Source organism: Streptosporangium sp. NPDC050855 (assembly GCF_044456585.1).
GTDB lineage: Bacteria > Actinomycetota > Actinomycetes > Streptosporangiales > Streptosporangiaceae > Streptosporangium > Streptosporangium longisporum.
Map to the genome: position 1 here is coordinate 20,787 of NZ_JBITFY010000038.1, position 17,406 is coordinate 38,192.

Consider the following 17,406-nt stretch of genomic DNA (forward strand, 5'->3'; position numbering starts at 1 on the left):
CAGATTCCACCAAATTACCACGCCGAGGGCCGAGAGGGGGTGTTGGAACATGGTGAACCGCCCGCTCACAACCGTTCGAGTTCCGCCTCGATGTTGGCCCGCGCCGCAGCCTCCGGCCCCTCGAGGCGGAAGATCGCCGGGAGGGCGAGCAGCGAGCGCAGCACCGCGGCCCGCCCGGCCCTGAACGCCTCCTCGGGCACGAAGGCGTACTCCTCGCGCACGGCCGCGGCGTAGGCGGCGTAGACGTCCTCCGGCGCGCCCAGGATCGCCAGGTCGGCGTCGCAGAGCACGGCCCCGTCGGCGTCGTCCGGTGCGGGGTCGTGCGTGACGGTCAGCCTGACCAGCCGGGCGACCGTGGCCACCGCCTCGGGGGACAGGCCCGCCTCCGGCAGCGCGCGCTCGGCCAGCCGGGCGCTGCGCTCCTCGTTGTCGGCGTTGCGGGGATCGTAGACGGCGTCGTGGAACCAGGCCGCCATCCGCACCAGGTCCGGGTGCTCGGCGTGACCGGCCAGGGCGTCGACCCCGGCCAGGACCGCCTCCAGGTGGGCGGTCGTGTGGTACCTGCGGTGCGGCTCGTCGTAGCGGGCGATCAGTTCGCGGCCGAGCCGTTCGGCCCCGGGGCCGGCCAGGGACCGCCAGCGGGTCATCAGCTTCTCGCTCATGCCAGGGAGCCTAGAGGCGGCCGGACCGGGACCCCGGCCCGGACGGGTCAGGCGTCACGGCCCCAGGAGGCCAGCAGCCGCGCCTGGGCGTCCTCGGCGGGCGACCGGGACTCCCCGGGGGCCGTCTCCTGCTCCCGGCCGGGCTCGGCGGCGGCGAACCAGGCGGCACAGGCCTCGACCAGCTCCGGGTCGAGCCGCTCGTCGGCGCCGATGGCGCGGGCCAGGTCCCAGGTGTGGATGAGGGCGTCGGCGAACAGCTCGGTGACGTACTCGCGGCCGGGCACGTCGCCGAACGGCAGGCGCACGAAGCCCTCCAGGGCACCGTGGGCGGTCACCGCCTGGACGGCGGCCACGGCCGAGGTGTCGAACGCCTTGATGGGGTCGTCGCCGAGCAGGTCCCCGTCGAAGGCGTCGCCGACCTCGGCGGAGGTCCGCCCGGCCAGCAGCTCCGGAGCCCACAGGCTCTCACCGACCACGTGGTTGACCAGCGCCCGCACGTCCCAGTCGACGCAGGGCGTGGGGGTCTCCCACTGGTCGGGAGCGATCCGGTGGACGAGCGCGCCGAAGGCGTCCAGCGCGCGACCGTAGGCCTCCGGTACGTCGATGGTCATCATGCCTCCCGATGTCCTCCCGGACGCGCCGTGCCCTTCCCCTGACCGTAACCTCTGGACCGCCAGTAGTCATCCGCGTCAACGGGCATGACCGGCACGACCCCGGTGACGGGCCGGGGCCGTGGCCGCCGGTACGCGTCGGCGAGCACCGGTAAGCACCGGACGGCTCCCGGGGTGACCAGGAGTCACTCACGGTCACCCCGGGTCACCGGTGGGTCCGTCCCTGGACGCCACGGCACCCGGCCGGGAGCGTCCCGGCCGGGACCGCTTCAAACTCCTGAGTCCTCGGGCTCCCTGGAGCCCCAGGGGTTCCGCGCGGACGGGTCAGGGCAGCCGCTGCTCGATCCAGACGATCTTGCCCTTCGCGGTGAGGCGGGAGCCCCAGCGATGCGCGAGCCAGTTGATCAGGTGCAGGCCGCGCCCGGTGTCGCTGGTGGTGGACGCCTCCCGCATCACCGGTACGGACGAGGAGGTGTCGGACACCTCGCAGACCAGGGTGGGCCCGCGCAGCAGCCGCAGCTCGACCTCGCCCTGACCGTGCTCGACCGCGTTGGCCACCAGCTCGCTGACCATGAGCTCGGTGTTGTCGCAGAGCGAGGAGAGTCCCCAGTCCTCCAGCGTGGTCCGCACGAAGCGCCGGGCCTGCGAGGCCGAGCGCCGGTCGGCCGGCATCGACACCTCGACGAACTCCTTCTCGGTCAGCTCCGAGACCCTGGCCAGCAGCAGCGCGATGTCGTCGCGCTCGTGCCCCGGCCGCTGGGCGCTGATCGTGAGGTTGCAGACCTCTTCCAGGTCGTGGTTCTGGCTGGCCAGCAGGCCGCGCAGGGCGCCGATGCCCTCCTCGATGTCCCGGTCGCGGCTCTCCACCAGGCCGTCGGTGTAGAAGGCGAGCACCGTGCCGTCGGGGAGCGTGAACTCCCGCATCTCGGCCGGCTCGTTGCCGATGCCCAGGGGGAGACCCGGGGGCAGCTCCAGCAGCTCGGTCTCGCCGCCGGGCCGCACCAGGATCGGCGGGACGTGCCCGGCGCAGGCCATGGCGCAGCGGCGGGTGACCGGGTCGTAGGTGGCGTACACGCAGGTGGCGATCTGGCTGGCGTCCAGGTCCTGGCTCATCAGGTTGAGCCGGAACAGCACGTCGGCCGGGCTCAGGTCCAGGCTGGCCAGGGTACGCGCGGCCGTGCGGAGCTGGCCCATGGTGGCCGCGGCCCTGATGCCGTGCCCCATCACGTCGCCGACGACCAGGGCGACCCGGCAGCCGGGCAGCGGGATCACGTCGTACCAGTCGCCGCCCACGCCGACCAGGTCGCTGGCGGGCAGGTAGCGCGAGGCGATCGTCAGGCCCAGCGGCTGGGAGAGGTCGACCGGCAGCAGGCTGCTCTGCAGGGTCAGCGCGGTACGCCGCTCCCGGTTGTAGAGCCTGGCGTTGTCGAGGCAGACCGCGGTCCTGGCCGCGAGCTCCTCGGCCAGGTTCACGTCCTGCTCGTCGAAGGGCTGGCTGGTGGGCCGCCGCGTGAAGATCACGAAGCCCAGCACCCGGCCGCGCGCCTTCAGCGGGACCACCAGGAAGGAGCTGTCCTCCAGCACCTTGGAGACCGAGTCGCGCTTCCAGAACCGCCCGATCTCCTCGGCCGTCCGGCGTCCCAGCCGGGGGTAGAGGATCGGGTTGCCGGTGGCCATGCACCGGGCGTACGGCGTCCACGCCTCGTAGACGGCGACCTCGTCCACCGGGAACGCCTTGGCGTACTCGTCGGGGGAGGGGTCGGCCACGCCGACCGCGATCCGGCGCACCAGCGCCGAGCCGTCGGTGCTCTGCTGCGGGAACTCCCCCTCGGTCACCAGCCGGTCCTGGACGAGGATGCCGGCCGCGTCCGCGAAGCGCGGCACGGCGACGTCCATCAGCTCCCTGCCGGTCTCGAACATGTCCAGCGTGCTGCCGATCCGCTTGCTGGCGGCGTTGAGCAGCGAGAGCTGCTCGTGCATGGACGCGGGGCTGCCCATCCTGAAGCCTGGCGTAGCGGGATCCTTGGTGACGAAACGGGACTTCACTCGCTCCACCGGGGTGCGGGAACCGGCGTCCACCAGGTGGCCAGTTCGAGGTCTTCTGCGATGGCGTTGGCGCCGTTGTACCCGGGGGCCGCGGAGACCGAACCGCCCGGGTGACTGCTGGCGCCGCACAGGTAGAGGCCGTCGACGGGGGTGCGGTAGCGCCCCATCTCCGGGACCGGGCGGTTGCCGCCCAGCTGGGAGGGCTCGTAGGCGCCCACGTGGTGGCTGCCGCGCACCATGTTGACGCAGTGCCGCTCGATGTCGAGGGGGGAGAACACCCGGCTGCCCAGCACGGCGCCCCGGGCGAGGTTGGGGGCGTACTCGGCCCACTCGGCCAGCAGCCGTTCCCCGACCTCCTCCCTCCGCGCGTCCCAGTTCGCCGGGTCGCCGTCGAGGTCGTAGGGGGCCCATGGCCACCAGAACGCCACGTGCCTGCCGTCCGGCGCGTACGAGGGGTCGAACAACGAGGGGCAGGCGCCGTTGCCGGCCAGCCGGTCGGGAAGCTGGCCCTCGTGGATCCGGTCGAACGTGCGGCCCAGCTGCTCGCTGTCGTCGGCGCCCAGCACCACGAGGAACGCGCGGTCCACGTCGGGCTCGAACTCGGCGGCCCGGTAGCGCGGCGCCTCCTCCAGCGCCAGGTGCAGGGTGACCAGGCTGTGTCCGGCCCACCGGTACCCCTCGATCTTGGAGACGATCTCCTCGCCGAAGTTCTCCGGCCCGGCCAGCCGCACGGTCTGCGGGGCGTCCACCGCGCTGGCCACGAACCGGCGGGCGCTCAGGACGTCGCCGCCCGCCAGCCGCACCCCGGTGGCCCGCCCGTCGTCGACGAGGATCCGCTCGACGTGCGAGCCGGTCAGCACGGTGCCGCCGTGCTCCTCGATGACGGCCCGCAGCGCGCTCGCCACGTTCGCCGCACCGCCCACCGGTACGCCCAGCCGGGCGATGCGCGACAGCAGCCGGGGGAAGAAGCCGCCGGTGCCGGGCACGTTCTCGATGGAGATGGCGTGCAGGAAGGACTTGAACAGCACCCTGACCTGGTCGCTCTCGAAGTTCCTGTCGACGGCCTCGTACAGCGACAGCGGCATGTAGCTCAGCAGGTCGCGGCCGAGGTCGCCGCCGAGCCGTTCGGCGAGCACCGGCGGCGGGAGCGGGGCCGAGTACAGGAAGCCGTTCATCAGGCCCCTGGCCGCCTCGGCGTAGCGCTCGTACAGCTCCAGCCAGTGGTCGGCGTCGGCCTTGGAGAACCGGGCGAAGGACTCGGCGGTGCGCTTCGGATCGGTGTAGACCGTGATCGCCCGCCCGTCCCGGAAGATCGTGGCGTGCTGGGTCTCCGGGTAGACGTAGCGCAGGCCGTGGCGCCGGAGCTCCAGGTCGGCGGGAACGGGCCCCTCCTCCAGGAAGTGGTAGCTGCTGTGGGTGTTGTGCCGGAAGCCGGGGAGCGTGAGCTCCTGGGTGCTGCAACCGCCGCCCGCGACGTCGTTGCGCTCGACGACCGCGACCGACAACCCCGCCTTCGCGAGGTAGGCGGCACACGTGAGGCCGTTATGGCCCCCGCCTACGATGACGCCGTCGAACTCCGACACGTTCCCTCCAGGGCGCTTTGACTGCTGGTATGGAGGATTGTAAAGAATGATCTACTGCGATCCTCGTGTTTAACAGAGATCGGTTGATATTTCCACACAGGATAGGACTTTAGGGGTGCGTCGGGGTTGATGGAGATATGACGGAAAAGAACGGTGTGAGTACAGGGTCGGTTCCGCTCCGCTACGGCGTAGGACGGGCAGTCAGAGCCGTGTCGATCCGCTCCTGCGGGAGCGGGACGTCCTCCATCTGCCCCGACAGGTAACCGTCGTAGGCGCTCAGGCCGGAGTGCCCGTGCCCGCAGAGCGCGGTCAGCAGGGCCTTCCCTCTTCATCGGCGGGGTCAGCCCGGCGGCGTCGCCGAAGTCGTGGGCGTGGGAGCCCCGGGTGAGCGACGGGCAGGCCTCCGGCTCCACCGCCCGGATCACCGGGCTCATCCGCCCGGCCGGCCTCGGTCATCGGGCGCCGGTGGTACCGGACCCCTGTGATCGTGGACGAGGGCCGGACGGGCCGGCCGAGGGGCCGGGGACGCGGGCGGCTAGCGGTCCATGATCACTATCAGGTCGGTGGCGGAGGGATAGGCCCTGGTCGTCCCGATGATCTGCAGGATCCGTTTGAGCGTCCCGTGGACGAAGGCCACCCGCAGCCACCCGTCCATCGTGGCGGCGTGATGGTGACATTCCAGCAGGGCCCACACGCCGACCGAGTCGCAGAAGGTCAGCTCGGCGACGTCCGCGATGAGACGGGTACGGCCCCGGTCGACCAGCCGTTCGACCGTCCGGCGCAGCCGATCGGCCGAAAGACGATCGAGCTCGCCGACCAGTGTGATCACCGAGCAGGTGTCGTGATCGGTGACCGTGATCGACAGTGGGGTCATGCAGGCTCCTGTATCGGCCTCGAGGCGCGGGCGGTGAACGCCGGGGGGACTGCACGGGTGGGCGACGAGGGCGGGCCGGACGTGGGCCGGGCCCGCCGTGGGGCACACCTGGCGGTGTGGCCCGCGACCGGACGGCTAGGCAGGGCCGCTGGCGGCCAGGGAGAGGTCCGGCAGGCCGGTCACGTCGCGTACGGCCTGGTCGACGGTGGCGTACACCCTGATCGCGGGGGCGGGACGGTCCGACTCCGGGTCGCGCATCAGCGTGATCAGCCGCCGTAGCGCGGGCGCGGGCTCGGCGACGACCAGGGAGCCGCCCGTGGCGCTCATGATCGTGTGCACGCTCATCAGCACCCGCAGACCGCACACGTCGCAGAAACGCAGCCGATCGGCGGCCACGATGACATGGCGGACGCCCTGGCCGGGCAGAGGGAGCAGGACCGCGTCCAGCAGGACGGCGCTGTTGAGGTCGAGTTCACCCTGAAGGGCGACCACCGCGGCATCCTGGCGCGTGGTGACCAAGCGCACCGACAGCTTCATCGAGAACCCCTCTCGCCACAGTACGAGCCGCCGGTGATCCGGTGGCGACGGGGGAGGCCGAGACGGGGATCGATGATCAAGGGCATTAGGCGTTCACCTTCATGGGCATGACGAGAAGGTGGCCGCGTCTCTGGACCGGTAACCACCTTACCCCACCCGTGGCCGAGCGTCAGGTGGGGTGTGGGAGCCCGGAAGGGGCACTCAGGGCCTCCCGTATCCGTCGTCCAGACGCCTCATTCGCCGCCCGGAGCGCGGAGCGCGGGTCACCGGGCACGGTCCGGTGCGCCGGCGCATCCGGGTTCGGGTCCGTCGAGTCGTGAACACCCTGGAGTGGGATGAAATACGCGGTGACACCGGGTGAAGTGTTGGCCGGAACACGAAGAGAAAAAAGAAAATCGATGGCACCCGGATGACGCGGAAGACCGATGTGGACGCGTGAAATCCAAAAGGCCAGATCAGTCATATGGCGACTGACCTGGCCTCTTGCCATTCGGAGCGGACGACGGGAATCGAACCCGCGTAGCCAGTTTGGAAGACTGGGGCTCTACCATTGAGCTACGTCCGCGCGAGCCGGCGTCGGTCTGGTCTAGACTTCATCCGTTCGTCAGGGCGTAATCGTACCGGAGATCCGGAGCGTGCGCGCACTCGACCTACTCGGGGTGTGGCGCAGTTTGGTAGCGCACCTGCTTTGGGAGCAGGGGGCCGCAGGTTCAAATCCTGTCACCCCGACGTATGCCGGGCACCGGTCTCACCGGTGCCCGGCTCTCGTCTTTCCGGACACGTCCGGATCGCCCATGAGGAGCGTCCGGGGTCGTGGGAGGACGTCCGGATCCAAGGCCAGGGCGTCCGGGTTCGGGCGAGGGCGAGGGCGTCCGGGCACGTGCGCGGGTGCGGGCCGGAAGGCCGTTCTCGGGGGAGTGCGGGTGTCCGCCCGGGACGTGCCGTGCGGGTCTCGTACGGGATCCGCGTCGCACGCGGGTGCGCGGCCGGGGCTGTGGCGAACGGGTCAGGGACGGGCGCTGAAGAAGGCCCAGACGGCCTTGCCGCCGCGGTTGAGGTGGTCCCAGCCCCAGCTCTGGCTGTAGGTCTCCACGATGTAGAGTCCCCGGCCGTTCTCCGAGATGAAGTCGGGCTCCTTGGGGGTGGGGACCTCGTCGCTCGGGTCGGTCACCGCCAGCAGCACGTGGGGCGAGAGGCGGAGCAGCACCAGGGTGATCGGTGTGGCCTCGGACTGACCGTTCGGGCACAGCGCGTAACGGACCGCGTTGGTGACGAGTTCCGAAACCACTAGCGCTGCGTCATCACTGAGTTCCTCCAGCCCCCAGTCGTGCAGGGTGGAGCGGGTCACGTCCCGTGCCGTCTTCACCGAGTCGGCCTGCCGTGGCAGCGGGCACGCGGTGGCGCCGGAGTGATTGGCCACGAGCAGCTCGTCGAAGCCGACCTCGCGGGTCGCCTGCAGGTAGTCGGCAGCCGATTTTGGCTCCTCCACCATCCTGCCGGTACCTCCCGCTGTCATCGTGAGTCTCCGTACCACTTGAGAGTTTTCAGAGGTTGTGCACCATAAGCCCAATATGCACTAGGCCATCATGGGTCACCGGCAGGTCCGCTGCAAGACCCAAATGCACGTGCAGTTGCAATGTGCAGCCGCATGAGCGGTTTGGTCGCCGACTTGGCGAATTAGGCAGGGTGTTGAGACCTTGTCATCGCGGCCGGAAGTAGTGACACTGTGTGCGCTGGCCCAAGTACAGAGGGAGGCGAAGTGACGCAGGTTCAACCGGGATCAGGTCCCACAGCTCTGCGTATCCTCTTGGGCTCCCAGCTGCGTCGCCTGCGTGAGGCCAAGGGGCTCTCGCGCGAGGAGGCGGGCCATCTGATCCGCGGTTCCGAATCCAAGATCAGCAGGATGGAGCTGGGCCGGGTCGGCCTCAGGGAACGGGACGTGGCCGATCTGCTCACCTTTTACGGGGTCGAGGACGAACACGCCCGATCCGCGGTGATGGACCTGCTGCTGAGGGCCAACGAGCCCGGCTGGTGGCACCGGTTCAACGACCTGCTCCCCTCCTGGTTCCAGACCTACGTGGGCCTGGAGGAGGCCGCCTCCAGGATCCGCACCTACGAGGTGCAGTTCGTCCCGGGTCTGCTGCAGACCAAGGAGTACGCCCGCGCGGTGATCACCGCGGGCAGCGCCGGCGTCTCGCCCGAGGAGATCGCCCGCCGCGTGGACCTGAGACTGGAGCGCCAGCAGGTGCTGGAACGGCCCGGCGGGCCGTTCTTCTGGGCCGTCATCGACGAGGCCGCCCTGCGGCGCCCCATCGGCGGCGCGGACGTCATGCGGGCCCAGCTGGAGCACCTGCTCGAACTGATGCGCAAGCCCAACGTCACGATCCAGGTGATGCCCTTCAGCTTCGGCGGCCACAGCGCCGAGGGCGGCGCCTTCAGCATCCTGCGCTTCAACGACAGCGAACTGCCGGACGTCGTCTACGTCGAGCAGCTGGCCAGTGCCCTCTACCTGGACAAACGTGAGGACGTCGACCGCTACAGCGAGGTCATGGAACGCCTGTGCGCGGTCAGCACCACCCCCGGCGAGACCAACGACATCCTGCGGCGGATCATCAAGGAGGACTGAGCGGCCATCGGTCGCTCCCCGGTGCCGCTCTGCCCTAGACTGGCCAGCGGCGCTGAACACCCGCCGCAGTGGAGCATGCCCTCATCTCGCATGTCTCCTCGGCCTGTGCCAGGTGCCGCTCATGTGGGCGCGGCGCGCGAGCTTGCCGCGGTAGCCGTTACGACTTGACGCGCCCGCGATCACTCGAAGCTTGATCAAGGAGACGACCCCGTGAAGACCGCTGTGGAGGAGCTCAGCCCGACCCGGGTGAGGCTTACCGTCGAGGTGCCGTTCGAGGAGCTCGGCGAGAGCCTGCAGGCGGCGTACAAGAAGGTCGCGCAGCAGGTGCGCGTCCCCGGGTTCCGCCCCGGCAAGGTTCCGGCCCGCATCATCGAGCAGCGGTTCGGCCGCGCCGTGGTGCTGGAGGAGACGCTCAACGACGCGGTGCCCAAGCTGTACGGCCGGGCCGTCGACGAGAGCGACATCTTCCCGGTCAGCCAGCCGGAGATCGAGGTCACCAAGATCGAGGACGGCCAGCAGGTCGAGTTCACCGCCGAGGTGGACATCCGTCCCGACTTCGAGGTCCCCGACTACCAGGGCCTCGAGGTGACCGTCCCGGTCGCCGAGGTCTCCGACGCCGACATCGACGCCCAGCTGGACGGCCTGCGCCAGCGCTTCGCCACCCTGACCGGTGTCGAGCGTCCCGCGGCCGCGGGCGACTTCGTGGTGATGGACCTGGCCGCCGCGATCGACGGTGTCAACATCGAGGAGCAGCAGGCCAACGACGTCTCCTACGAGGTCGGCGCCGGCTCGGTGCTGCAGGGCCTGGACGACGCCCTGGTCGGCCTGTCGGCCGGTGACACCAAGGAGTTCACCACCAACCTGGTCGGCGGCGAGAACGCCGGCGAGGAGGCCGTGGTCACCATCACGGTCAAGAACGTCAAGGAGAAGGTCCTCCCCGAGCTGGACGACGAGTTCGCCCAGCTCGCCAGCGAGTTCGACACCCTGGACGAGCTCAAGGACAGCATCCGCGAGCAGGCGCGCCGCAACAAGCTGATCGACCAGGTCGTCCAGGCCCGGGAGAACGCGCTCGACACGCTGCTCGACAAGATCGACATCCCGCTGCCCGAGAGCGCCCTCAAGGCCGAGGTCGACAACCGCAGGCACAACCTCGAGCACCAGATCGCCGACAGTGGCCTGAGCAAGGAGGCGTACTTCCGCCTCTACCAGACCACCGAGGAGGAGCGCTTCGCCGAGTTCGACGAGAGCGCGGCCAAGGCCCTCAAGACGGGATTCGTCCTCGACAAGATCGTCAAGAGCGAGGAGCTCGGCGTCAGCGAGCAGGAGCTCACCAACTTCGTGGTGCGCCGCGCCATGCAGATGAACGTCGCTCCCAACACGCTGGCCCAGCACCTGGCCGACAACGACCAGCTCACGCTGGCCATGGTCGAGATCGTCCGGGACAAGGCCAAGAGCGTCATCGGCGACGCCGCCAAGGTGACCGACGAGGCCGGCAACGAGGTCGACCTCAAGGCCATCTACACCGAGATCAACGGTGAGGAGCCCGGCCAGGCCGACGAGGCCGAGGCCGAGGCCGAGGACAAGAGCGAGGACAAGGCCGAGGCGAAGTAGCCCCGGGACCGGTACGCACATTGCCCGTGGCGCCCCCGCAGTGTTCTGCGGCGGGCGCCACGGTCATGCCGGGGCGCCCTTCACCGCTCGCGCCACGGGTCCGTGGAGCCCTCCGGCGCCCGGTGCCGGCCCTTCGCTCCCACCGGGGTCCTGCTGCTCTTGTCGCCTTTCCGCCCCTGCAGGGCTCTGCCGGATCCCACCGGGGCCCTGCTCGCCCCTGTCGGGCTCTTCCGCCCCCACGGGGGTTCTGCCGCTCCCACCGGGCCCTTCTGCTCCCGCAAGGGCTTTGCCGCTCCTGCCAGGGCCATGCCGTCCGTCATGGGCCGGACGGACGCGTGGGCCCTTCCGAGGGGCCTCGACCGCGTCCGTGCCCGGGGATCGCGCCGAACGTCTCCTGCCGCTCCCCGCGACGGGTCCTCACCCCGTTCCTCCGGCGCCCCGCGTGCTCCGGCCGTCTCCGGCGCCCTCCGGTTCCCCTCGGTGCGGCCTGCGTGGGATCCGGAGGATCTCCGCGTGTCCCCGGGAGGTCCGACACGCCGGGCGGACCACGGCCGGAAACCTTCTCCGGGGCGGCGGGCACGGGCCCGCGGACGTGCGCGGGAGGGCGCGCCCAGCATGCGCCGTCAGCGAACAGCGCGTTGAGGAGGCATGTCCGGTAGGCGGCGCGGGTTAAGGTCACAGGCAAAGCCAATCGATTACGACGCATCGGAAGGTGACGCTGTGACCAGCCCGCCGACCTTCTACCAGCCGACCGGCTCCGGGCCCGAGTCGATGAGCCAGCCGACCGGCTCGTTCAGGCTCGAAGACCAGCTCTACCAGCGGCTGCTGCGTGAGCGCATCATCGTGCTGGGCACCCAGGTCAACGACGAGATCGCCAACCGGATCTGCGCCGAGCTGCTCCTGCTCGCCGCGGACGATTCAGAACGCGACATCTGGCTCTACATCAACTCGCCGGGCGGTTCCGTGACCGCCGGTATGGCGATCTACGACATGATGGAGTACGTACCCAACGACGTGTGCACGGTCGCGATGGGCCTGGCCGCTTCGATGGGCCAGTTCCTCCTCTGCGCCGGTGAGCGGGGCAAGCGCTACGCCCTGCCGCACGCGCGGATCATGATGCACCAGCCGTCCGGTGGCATCGGCGGTACCGCCGCCGACATCGCCATCCAGGCCGAGCAGATGCTCTACGTGAAGAAGACCCTCGCCGAGCGGATCGCCTTCCACACCGGCCAGAACCTGGAGCAGATCGAGGCCGACTCCGACCGCGACCGCTGGTTCACGGCCGAGGAAGCCAAGGACTACGGCTTCATCGACCAGGTCGTGCGCAGCGCTCGGCAGGTGCCCTCCACGGGCGCCGTCTCCTGAAGGGGCACAAGGTGAGTGAGTTGATCCGGCCGGGAGACATCAACGGCCGCTACGTTCTTCCGTCGTTCACCGAGCGCACGTCCTACGGCATGCGGGAGATGAACCCGTACGCCAAGCTGTTCGAGGATCGCATCATCTTCCTCGGGGTGCAGGTGGACGACGCCTCGGCCAACGACGTCATGGCCCAGCTGCTGACGCTGGAGTCGCTCGACCCCGACCGTGACATCAGCATCTACATCAACTCGCCGGGCGGTTCGTTCACCGCCATGACGGCGATCTACGACACGATGCAGTTCGTCCGGCCGGAGATCCAGACGGTCTGCCTGGGCCAGGCGGCCTCGGCCGCGGCGGTCCTGCTGGCCGGCGGCACGCCGGGCAAGCGGTTCGCCCTGCCGAACGCCCGGATGCTGATCCACCAGCCCTCCACCGAGGGCGGCGGTCAGGGAAGCGACATCGAGATCCAGGCGCGTGAGATCCTGAGGATGCGCGCGCAGATGGAAATGATCATTGCTCAGCACTCGGGCAGGGCACCGGAGGCGGTCCGCAAGGACATCGAGCGGGACAAGATCCTTGACGCCGTGGAGGCCAAGGAGTACGGGTTGATCGACGACATCATCCCGTCCCGCAAGAAACTTGCCAAGGCCGTAGCCTCCTGACGAGGCACAGTGCACCGGAACCGTGCCGAATCCGGCACGTTCCGGTGCGACTCGCCGCTAGGGGGCTCACTGAGGGCTCAGAAGACGGTAACGTCGAAACCTAAGCGGGATGACTTTTCCATCGGGTATCGGGCCGATCGGAAGAAACGGACCGCGGCAGCCAGGGCGGTCCCACGCAAAGGAGTATCTGGGGTGGCACGCATCGGCGACGGGGGAGACCTGCTGAAGTGCTCTTTCTGCGGGAAGAGCCAGAAGCAGGTCAAGAAGCTCATCGCCGGACCCGGCGTATACATCTGCGACGAGTGCATCGACCTCTGTAACGAGATCATCGAGGAGGAGCTCAGCGAGTCCTCCGAACTCAAGTGGGACAGCCTTCCCAAGCCGAGGGAGATCTACGAATTCCTCGACGCCTACGTCATCGGTCAGGACCAGGCGAAGAAGGCTCTCTCCGTGGCGGTCTACAACCACTACAAGCGGGTGCAGTCCGGAGAGCGCGGGCGTGACGACGGCCTCGAACTGGCCAAGTCCAACATCCTGCTCCTGGGCCCGACCGGTTCCGGCAAGACACTGCTCGCCCAGACGTTGGCGAAGATGCTGAACGTTCCGTTCGCCATCGCCGACGCCACCGCCCTGACGGAGGCGGGCTACGTGGGCGAGGACGTCGAGAACATACTGCTCAAGCTGATCCAGGCCGCCGACTACGACGTCAAGAAGGCCGAGACCGGCATCATCTACATCGACGAGGTCGACAAGATCGCTCGTAAGAGCGAGAACCCGTCGATCACCCGGGACGTCTCCGGGGAGGGCGTGCAGCAGGCCCTGCTCAAGATCCTGGAGGGCACGACCGCGAGCGTTCCTCCGCAGGGCGGGCGCAAGCACCCGCACCAGGAGTTCATCCAGATCGACACCACCAACGTGCTGTTCATCTGCGGTGGCGCCTTCGCGGGCCTGGAGAAGATCATCGAGTCCAGGGTCGGCCGCAAGGGCATCGGCTTCAACGCGATCATCCGCTCCAAGGAGGATGTCGACAGCTCCGACATCTTCAAGGACGTGATGCCGGAGGACCTGCTGAAGTTCGGCATGATCCCCGAGTTCGTCGGCCGCCTCCCGGTGATCACGAGTGTTCACAACCTCGACCGCGAGGCGCTCATCCAGATCCTCACCGAGCCCCGCAACGCCCTGGTCAAGCAGTACCGTCGCCTCTTCGAGCTCGACAACGTCGAACTCGAGTTCACCGACGACGCGCTGGAGGCCATCGCCGACCAGGCCATCCTGCGGGGCACCGGGGCCCGCGGCCTGCGGGCGATCCTGGAGGAGGTCCTGCTCTCGGTCATGTACGAGGTGCCCTCCCGGCAGGACGTGGCCCGCGTTGTGATCACTCGCGAGTCGGTCCTGGAGCACGTCAATCCCACGCTCGTACCGCGTGACCAGCTCAGCAAGCAGCAGCGTCCGCCGCGCGAGAAGTCGGCCTAGGCGTTCCCGCGAGCCCGCGAGGCTCGCACGACCGGCGCCCCCACGGGTTCTCCGTGGGGGCGCCGGTCTTTTCCGTGAAGGACCGGGGCCGCCAGGTCGTCCCCGGCGACCACCGCCGGCCTCGTCCCGCTCCGCCGGTCCTCTCGATCCGCGGAGGAACAGACCGGGGGACCGGGGGACCGGCCCGCCGAGCCGGGGAAGGGCGAGAAGCACGATCCGCGGGACACGGGACCCGCGGACATCCCTAGACTTGGGCATCGTGACGACGCCAGAGCTGCCCACCCAGTACGCACCCGCCGACGTGGAGACCCGGAGCTACGAGCGCTGGGTATCGGAGGGATACTTCACCGCCGACCCGAGCAGCGAGCGCGAGCCGTACACCATCGTCCTGCCCCCGCCGAACGTAACCGGCGTCCTGCACATCGGCCACGCCCTCGACCACTCCGTCCAGGACGCGCTGACCCGCCGTGCCCGCATGCGCGGGCAGGAGACGCTCTGGCTGCCCGGCATGGACCACGCCGGTATCGCCACCCAGAACGTGGTCGAGCGTGAGCTCGCCAAGGACGGCCTCTCCCGGCACGACCTCGGCCGCGAGGCGTTCGTCGAGCGCGTCTGGCAGTGGAAGGAGGAGTCCGGCGGCCGGATCCTCGACCAGATGAAGAAGCTGGGCGACGGCGTGGACTGGTCGCGCGAGCGCTTCACCATGGACCCCGGCCTCTCCCGCGCCGTTCAGACGATCTTCAAGAGGCTCTTCGACGACGGGCTCATCTACCGGGCCGAGCGGATCATCAACTGGTGCCCGCGCTGCCTGACCGCGCTCTCCGACATCGAGGTCGAGCACAGCGAGGACGAGGGCGAGCTGGTCTCCATCCGCTACGGCGAGGGCGACGACTCCATCGTGGTCGCCACCACCCGGGCCGAGACGATGCTCGGCGACACCGCCGTGGCCGTGCACCCCTCCGACGAGCGCTACGCCCACCTGATCGGCCGGGAGGTGGAGCTGCCGCTCACCGGACGCCGGATCCCGATCGTGGCGGACGAGCACGTCGACCCCGCCTTCGGCACCGGTGCGGTCAAGGTCACCCCGGCGCACGACCCGAACGACTTCGAGATCGGCCGGCGCCACTCGCTGCCCTCCCTGACGATCATGGACGAGCGGGGAGTGATCACCGTTCACGGCCCGTTCGAGGGACTCGACCGCTTCGAGGCCAGGCCGGCCGTGGTGGCCGCGCTGCGCGAGCAGGGCCGGATCGTCGCGGAGAAGCGCCCCTACCTGCACTCGGTCGGGCACTGCTCGCGGTGCAAGACCGTGGTCGAGCCCAGGCTCTCCCTCCAGTGGTTCGTCAACGTCTCGCCCCTGGCGAAGGCGGCGGGCGACGCGGTTCGGGACGGCCGGACGAGGATCCATCCGCCGGAGCTGGCCAAGCGCTACTTCGACTGGGTGGACGACATGCACGACTGGTGCATCTCCCGGCAGCTGTGGTGGGGCCACCGCATCCCGGTCTGGTACGGCCCCGGGGGAGAGGTCGTCTGCGTCGGCCCGGACGAGCAGGCGCCCGAGGGCTACGTGCAGGACCCCGACGTCCTGGACACCTGGTTCTCCTCGGGACTGTGGCCGTTCTCCACCCTGGGATGGCCCGACAAGACGCCCGAGCTGGCGAAGTTCTACCCGACCACCGTCCTGGTGACCGGCTACGACATCCTGTTCTTCTGGGTGGCCCGGATGATGATGTTCGGCATCTACGCGATGGACGGCGAGCCGCCGTTCCGGACCGTGGCGCTGCACGGCATGGTCCGCGACCAGTTCGGCAAGAAGATGTCGAAGTCGTTCGGCAACGTCGTCGACCCGCTCGACTGGATCGAGCGCTTCGGCGCCGACGCTACCCGCTTCACGCTGCTGCGCGGCGCCAACCCCGGCTCCGACGTGGCGATCAGCGAGGAGTGGGCCGGAGGCTCGCGGAACTTCTGCAACAAGATCTGGAACGCCACCCGCTTCGCGCTGATGAACGGGGCGGTGACCGGAGAGCTCCCGACCGAGGAGCTCACCGCGGCCGACCGGTGGATCCTCTCCCGGCTCCAGGAGGTCATCACCTCGGTGGACGCGGCCTTCGAGGACTTCGAGTTCGCCAAGGTCTCCGATCTTCTCTACCACTTCGCCTGGGACGAGGTCTGCGACTGGTACGTGGAGCTCGCCAAGATCCAGATCGCCTCCGGCCAGGAGCACACCCGCATCGTGCTGGGGCACGTCTTCGACGCGCTGCTCCGGCTGCTCCACCCGCTGGTGCCGTTCGTGACGGAGGAGCTGTGGCGCGCGCTCACCGGGGGCGATTCGATCGTGGTCGCACAGTGGCCGACCGTGCAGGAGTCGCTCCGTGACCCCTCGGCCGTGCAGGAGATCCTCGCCGTGCAGGGAATGATCACCGAGGTGCGCCGGTTCCGATCCGACCAGGGCCTCAAGCCGGGACAGCGGGTCGCGGCGCGGCTCTCGCTCGCCGGGACCGCCCTGGCCCCGCACGAGGGGGCGATCCGGTCGCTGCTCAGGCTCGACCAGCCGTCGGAGTCGTTCGCCGCCACCGCCCGTCTCGACGTGGCCGGGATCGCGGTGGAGATCGACACGGCGGGCACGATCGATGTGGCCGCCGAGCGCAAGCGCCTGGAGAAGGACCTCGCGGTGGCGCGCAAGGAGGCCGCCCAGGTCGCGGCCAAGCTCGGCAACGAGCAGTTCATGGCCAAGGCGCCCGACGACGTGGTGGCCAAGGTCCGCTCCCGTGCCGCCCAGGCCGATCAGGACATCACCCGGCTGCTCGCCCAGCTGGCCGCGCTGCCGGCGGGCTGAGCCCGTCGGACGCGTCTTTCGGCGTCGGTCGGTACGAGCCGTCGGACGGTGATGGATGCGCGGGGAACCCGGAGTCTCTTGACTCCGGGTTCTCGTGTTTGAGATGTGGGAGCCCAGGGAAGACCTACTTGTTACCGGGAAGATGGCCCGGGGAGCCCTGGACGGCTGGTAGTGTTCTTCATGCAGGGCGAGCCCCTGCAGCCCCCCTAAAAGATCCGACAAATCGGACATGCCAGTTTTGCTGGACATCGGCCGGATGTTGGAGTAAGTTAGAGGGGTTGCCCTGGAAGCAGGGCGGTCGACATCCTAGTGGTCTCGGCGGGTTCGGGTCGAGGGTCGGGGAAACCGACAGTTTGACGCGAATCACGTGGATTCACTAGAATGGTAGTACGAAATGGAACGCCCCTGGCGGTCGGCCCGAACGGGTCCGATTGACCGGGTGTACGCGTCCGTTTCTTGAGAACTCAACAGTGTGTTAAAAGCCAGTGCATGAAGCACAACCCTGTCCTAACCACCCTCGCGGGTG

At 69.2% G+C, this 17,406-nt stretch carries 13 protein-coding genes and 2 tRNA genes; 7 read left to right on the forward strand and 8 right to left on the reverse strand.

The annotated features are described in order from the left end of the window. Positions 1-65: 65 nt before the first annotated feature. From ACIBCT_RS39240 to ACIBCT_RS39270, 7 genes are all read right to left on the reverse strand, one after another. Complete coding sequence (locus ACIBCT_RS39240; RefSeq protein WP_399197119.1) at positions 66-662, reverse strand: metal-dependent phosphohydrolase; 597 nt, start codon at positions 660-662, stop codon at positions 66-68. Between the two features lie 47 nt (positions 663-709). Beyond that, the gene (locus tag ACIBCT_RS39245) at positions 710-1,276 is read right to left on the reverse strand and encodes a TIGR03086 family metal-binding protein (RefSeq protein WP_399197120.1); all 567 of its coding nucleotides are present in this window, start codon (positions 1,274-1,276) and stop codon (positions 710-712) included. Positions 1,277-1,597: 321 nt separating this feature from the next. Further along, complete coding sequence (locus ACIBCT_RS39250; RefSeq protein ID WP_399197121.1) at positions 1,598-3,271, reverse strand: SpoIIE family protein phosphatase; 1,674 nt, start codon at positions 3,269-3,271, stop codon at positions 1,598-1,600. A gap of 44 nt (positions 3,272-3,315) precedes the next feature. Further along, positions 3,316-4,902: a phytoene desaturase family protein gene (locus tag ACIBCT_RS39255; protein WP_399197122.1), complete on the reverse strand. Its 1,587-nt coding sequence runs from the start codon at positions 4,900-4,902 to the stop codon at positions 3,316-3,318. Between the two features lie 535 nt (positions 4,903-5,437). Continuing rightward, positions 5,438-5,776 (reverse strand): STAS domain-containing protein, encoded by a 339-nt coding sequence (locus ACIBCT_RS39260; RefSeq protein ID WP_399197123.1) that lies wholly within the window; start codon positions 5,774-5,776, stop codon positions 5,438-5,440. Positions 5,777-5,911: 135 nt separating this feature from the next. Next, entirely contained in the window at positions 5,912-6,313 is a 402-nt protein-coding gene (locus tag ACIBCT_RS39265; protein WP_399197124.1) for an STAS domain-containing protein, read from the reverse strand. 494 nt (positions 6,314-6,807) lie between these two features. Beyond that, positions 6,808-6,878, reverse strand: a tRNA-Gly gene (locus ACIBCT_RS39270). 90 nt (positions 6,879-6,968) lie between these two features. Here ACIBCT_RS39270 and ACIBCT_RS39275 point away from each other — a divergent pair. Then, positions 6,969-7,042: transfer RNA gene (locus tag ACIBCT_RS39275), tRNA-Pro, on the forward strand. Positions 7,043-7,319: 277 nt separating this feature from the next. On the opposite strand, the gene ACIBCT_RS39280 is transcribed toward ACIBCT_RS39275, so the two are convergent. After that, entirely contained in the window at positions 7,320-7,829 is a 510-nt protein-coding gene (locus ACIBCT_RS39280; protein WP_399197125.1) for an ATP-binding protein, read from the reverse strand. A gap of 243 nt (positions 7,830-8,072) precedes the next feature. Here ACIBCT_RS39280 and ACIBCT_RS39285 point away from each other — a divergent pair, with 243 nt between their 5' ends. The 6 genes from ACIBCT_RS39285 (at position 8,073) to ACIBCT_RS39310 (ending at position 16,880) form a co-directional block, all read left to right on the forward strand. After that, complete coding sequence (locus ACIBCT_RS39285; protein ID WP_399197126.1) at positions 8,073-8,939, forward strand: helix-turn-helix domain-containing protein; 867 nt, start codon at positions 8,073-8,075, stop codon at positions 8,937-8,939. 210 nt (positions 8,940-9,149) lie between these two features. Further along, positions 9,150-10,550, forward strand: a complete 1,401-nt coding sequence (gene tig, locus ACIBCT_RS39290; RefSeq protein ID WP_399197127.1) for a trigger factor — start codon at positions 9,150-9,152, stop codon at positions 10,548-10,550. Positions 10,551-11,270: 720 nt separating this feature from the next. Beyond that, the gene (locus tag ACIBCT_RS39295) at positions 11,271-11,915 is read left to right on the forward strand and encodes a ClpP family protease (protein ID WP_386206743.1); all 645 of its coding nucleotides are present in this window, start codon (positions 11,271-11,273) and stop codon (positions 11,913-11,915) included. Positions 11,916-11,926: 11 nt separating this feature from the next. Beyond that, on the forward strand, positions 11,927-12,571 hold the full coding sequence (locus ACIBCT_RS39300; RefSeq protein ID WP_344895762.1) for an ATP-dependent Clp protease proteolytic subunit: 645 nt from the start codon (positions 11,927-11,929) through the stop codon (positions 12,569-12,571). A 192-nt stretch (positions 12,572-12,763) separates the two neighbouring features. Continuing rightward, on the forward strand, positions 12,764-14,044 hold the full coding sequence (gene clpX, locus ACIBCT_RS39305) for an ATP-dependent Clp protease ATP-binding subunit ClpX (RefSeq protein ID WP_344895765.1): 1,281 nt from the start codon (positions 12,764-12,766) through the stop codon (positions 14,042-14,044). A gap of 250 nt (positions 14,045-14,294) precedes the next feature. Continuing rightward, complete coding sequence (locus ACIBCT_RS39310; protein ID WP_399197128.1) at positions 14,295-16,880, forward strand: valine--tRNA ligase; 2,586 nt, start codon at positions 14,295-14,297, stop codon at positions 16,878-16,880. The last annotated feature ends 526 nt before the right edge of the window (positions 16,881-17,406 follow it).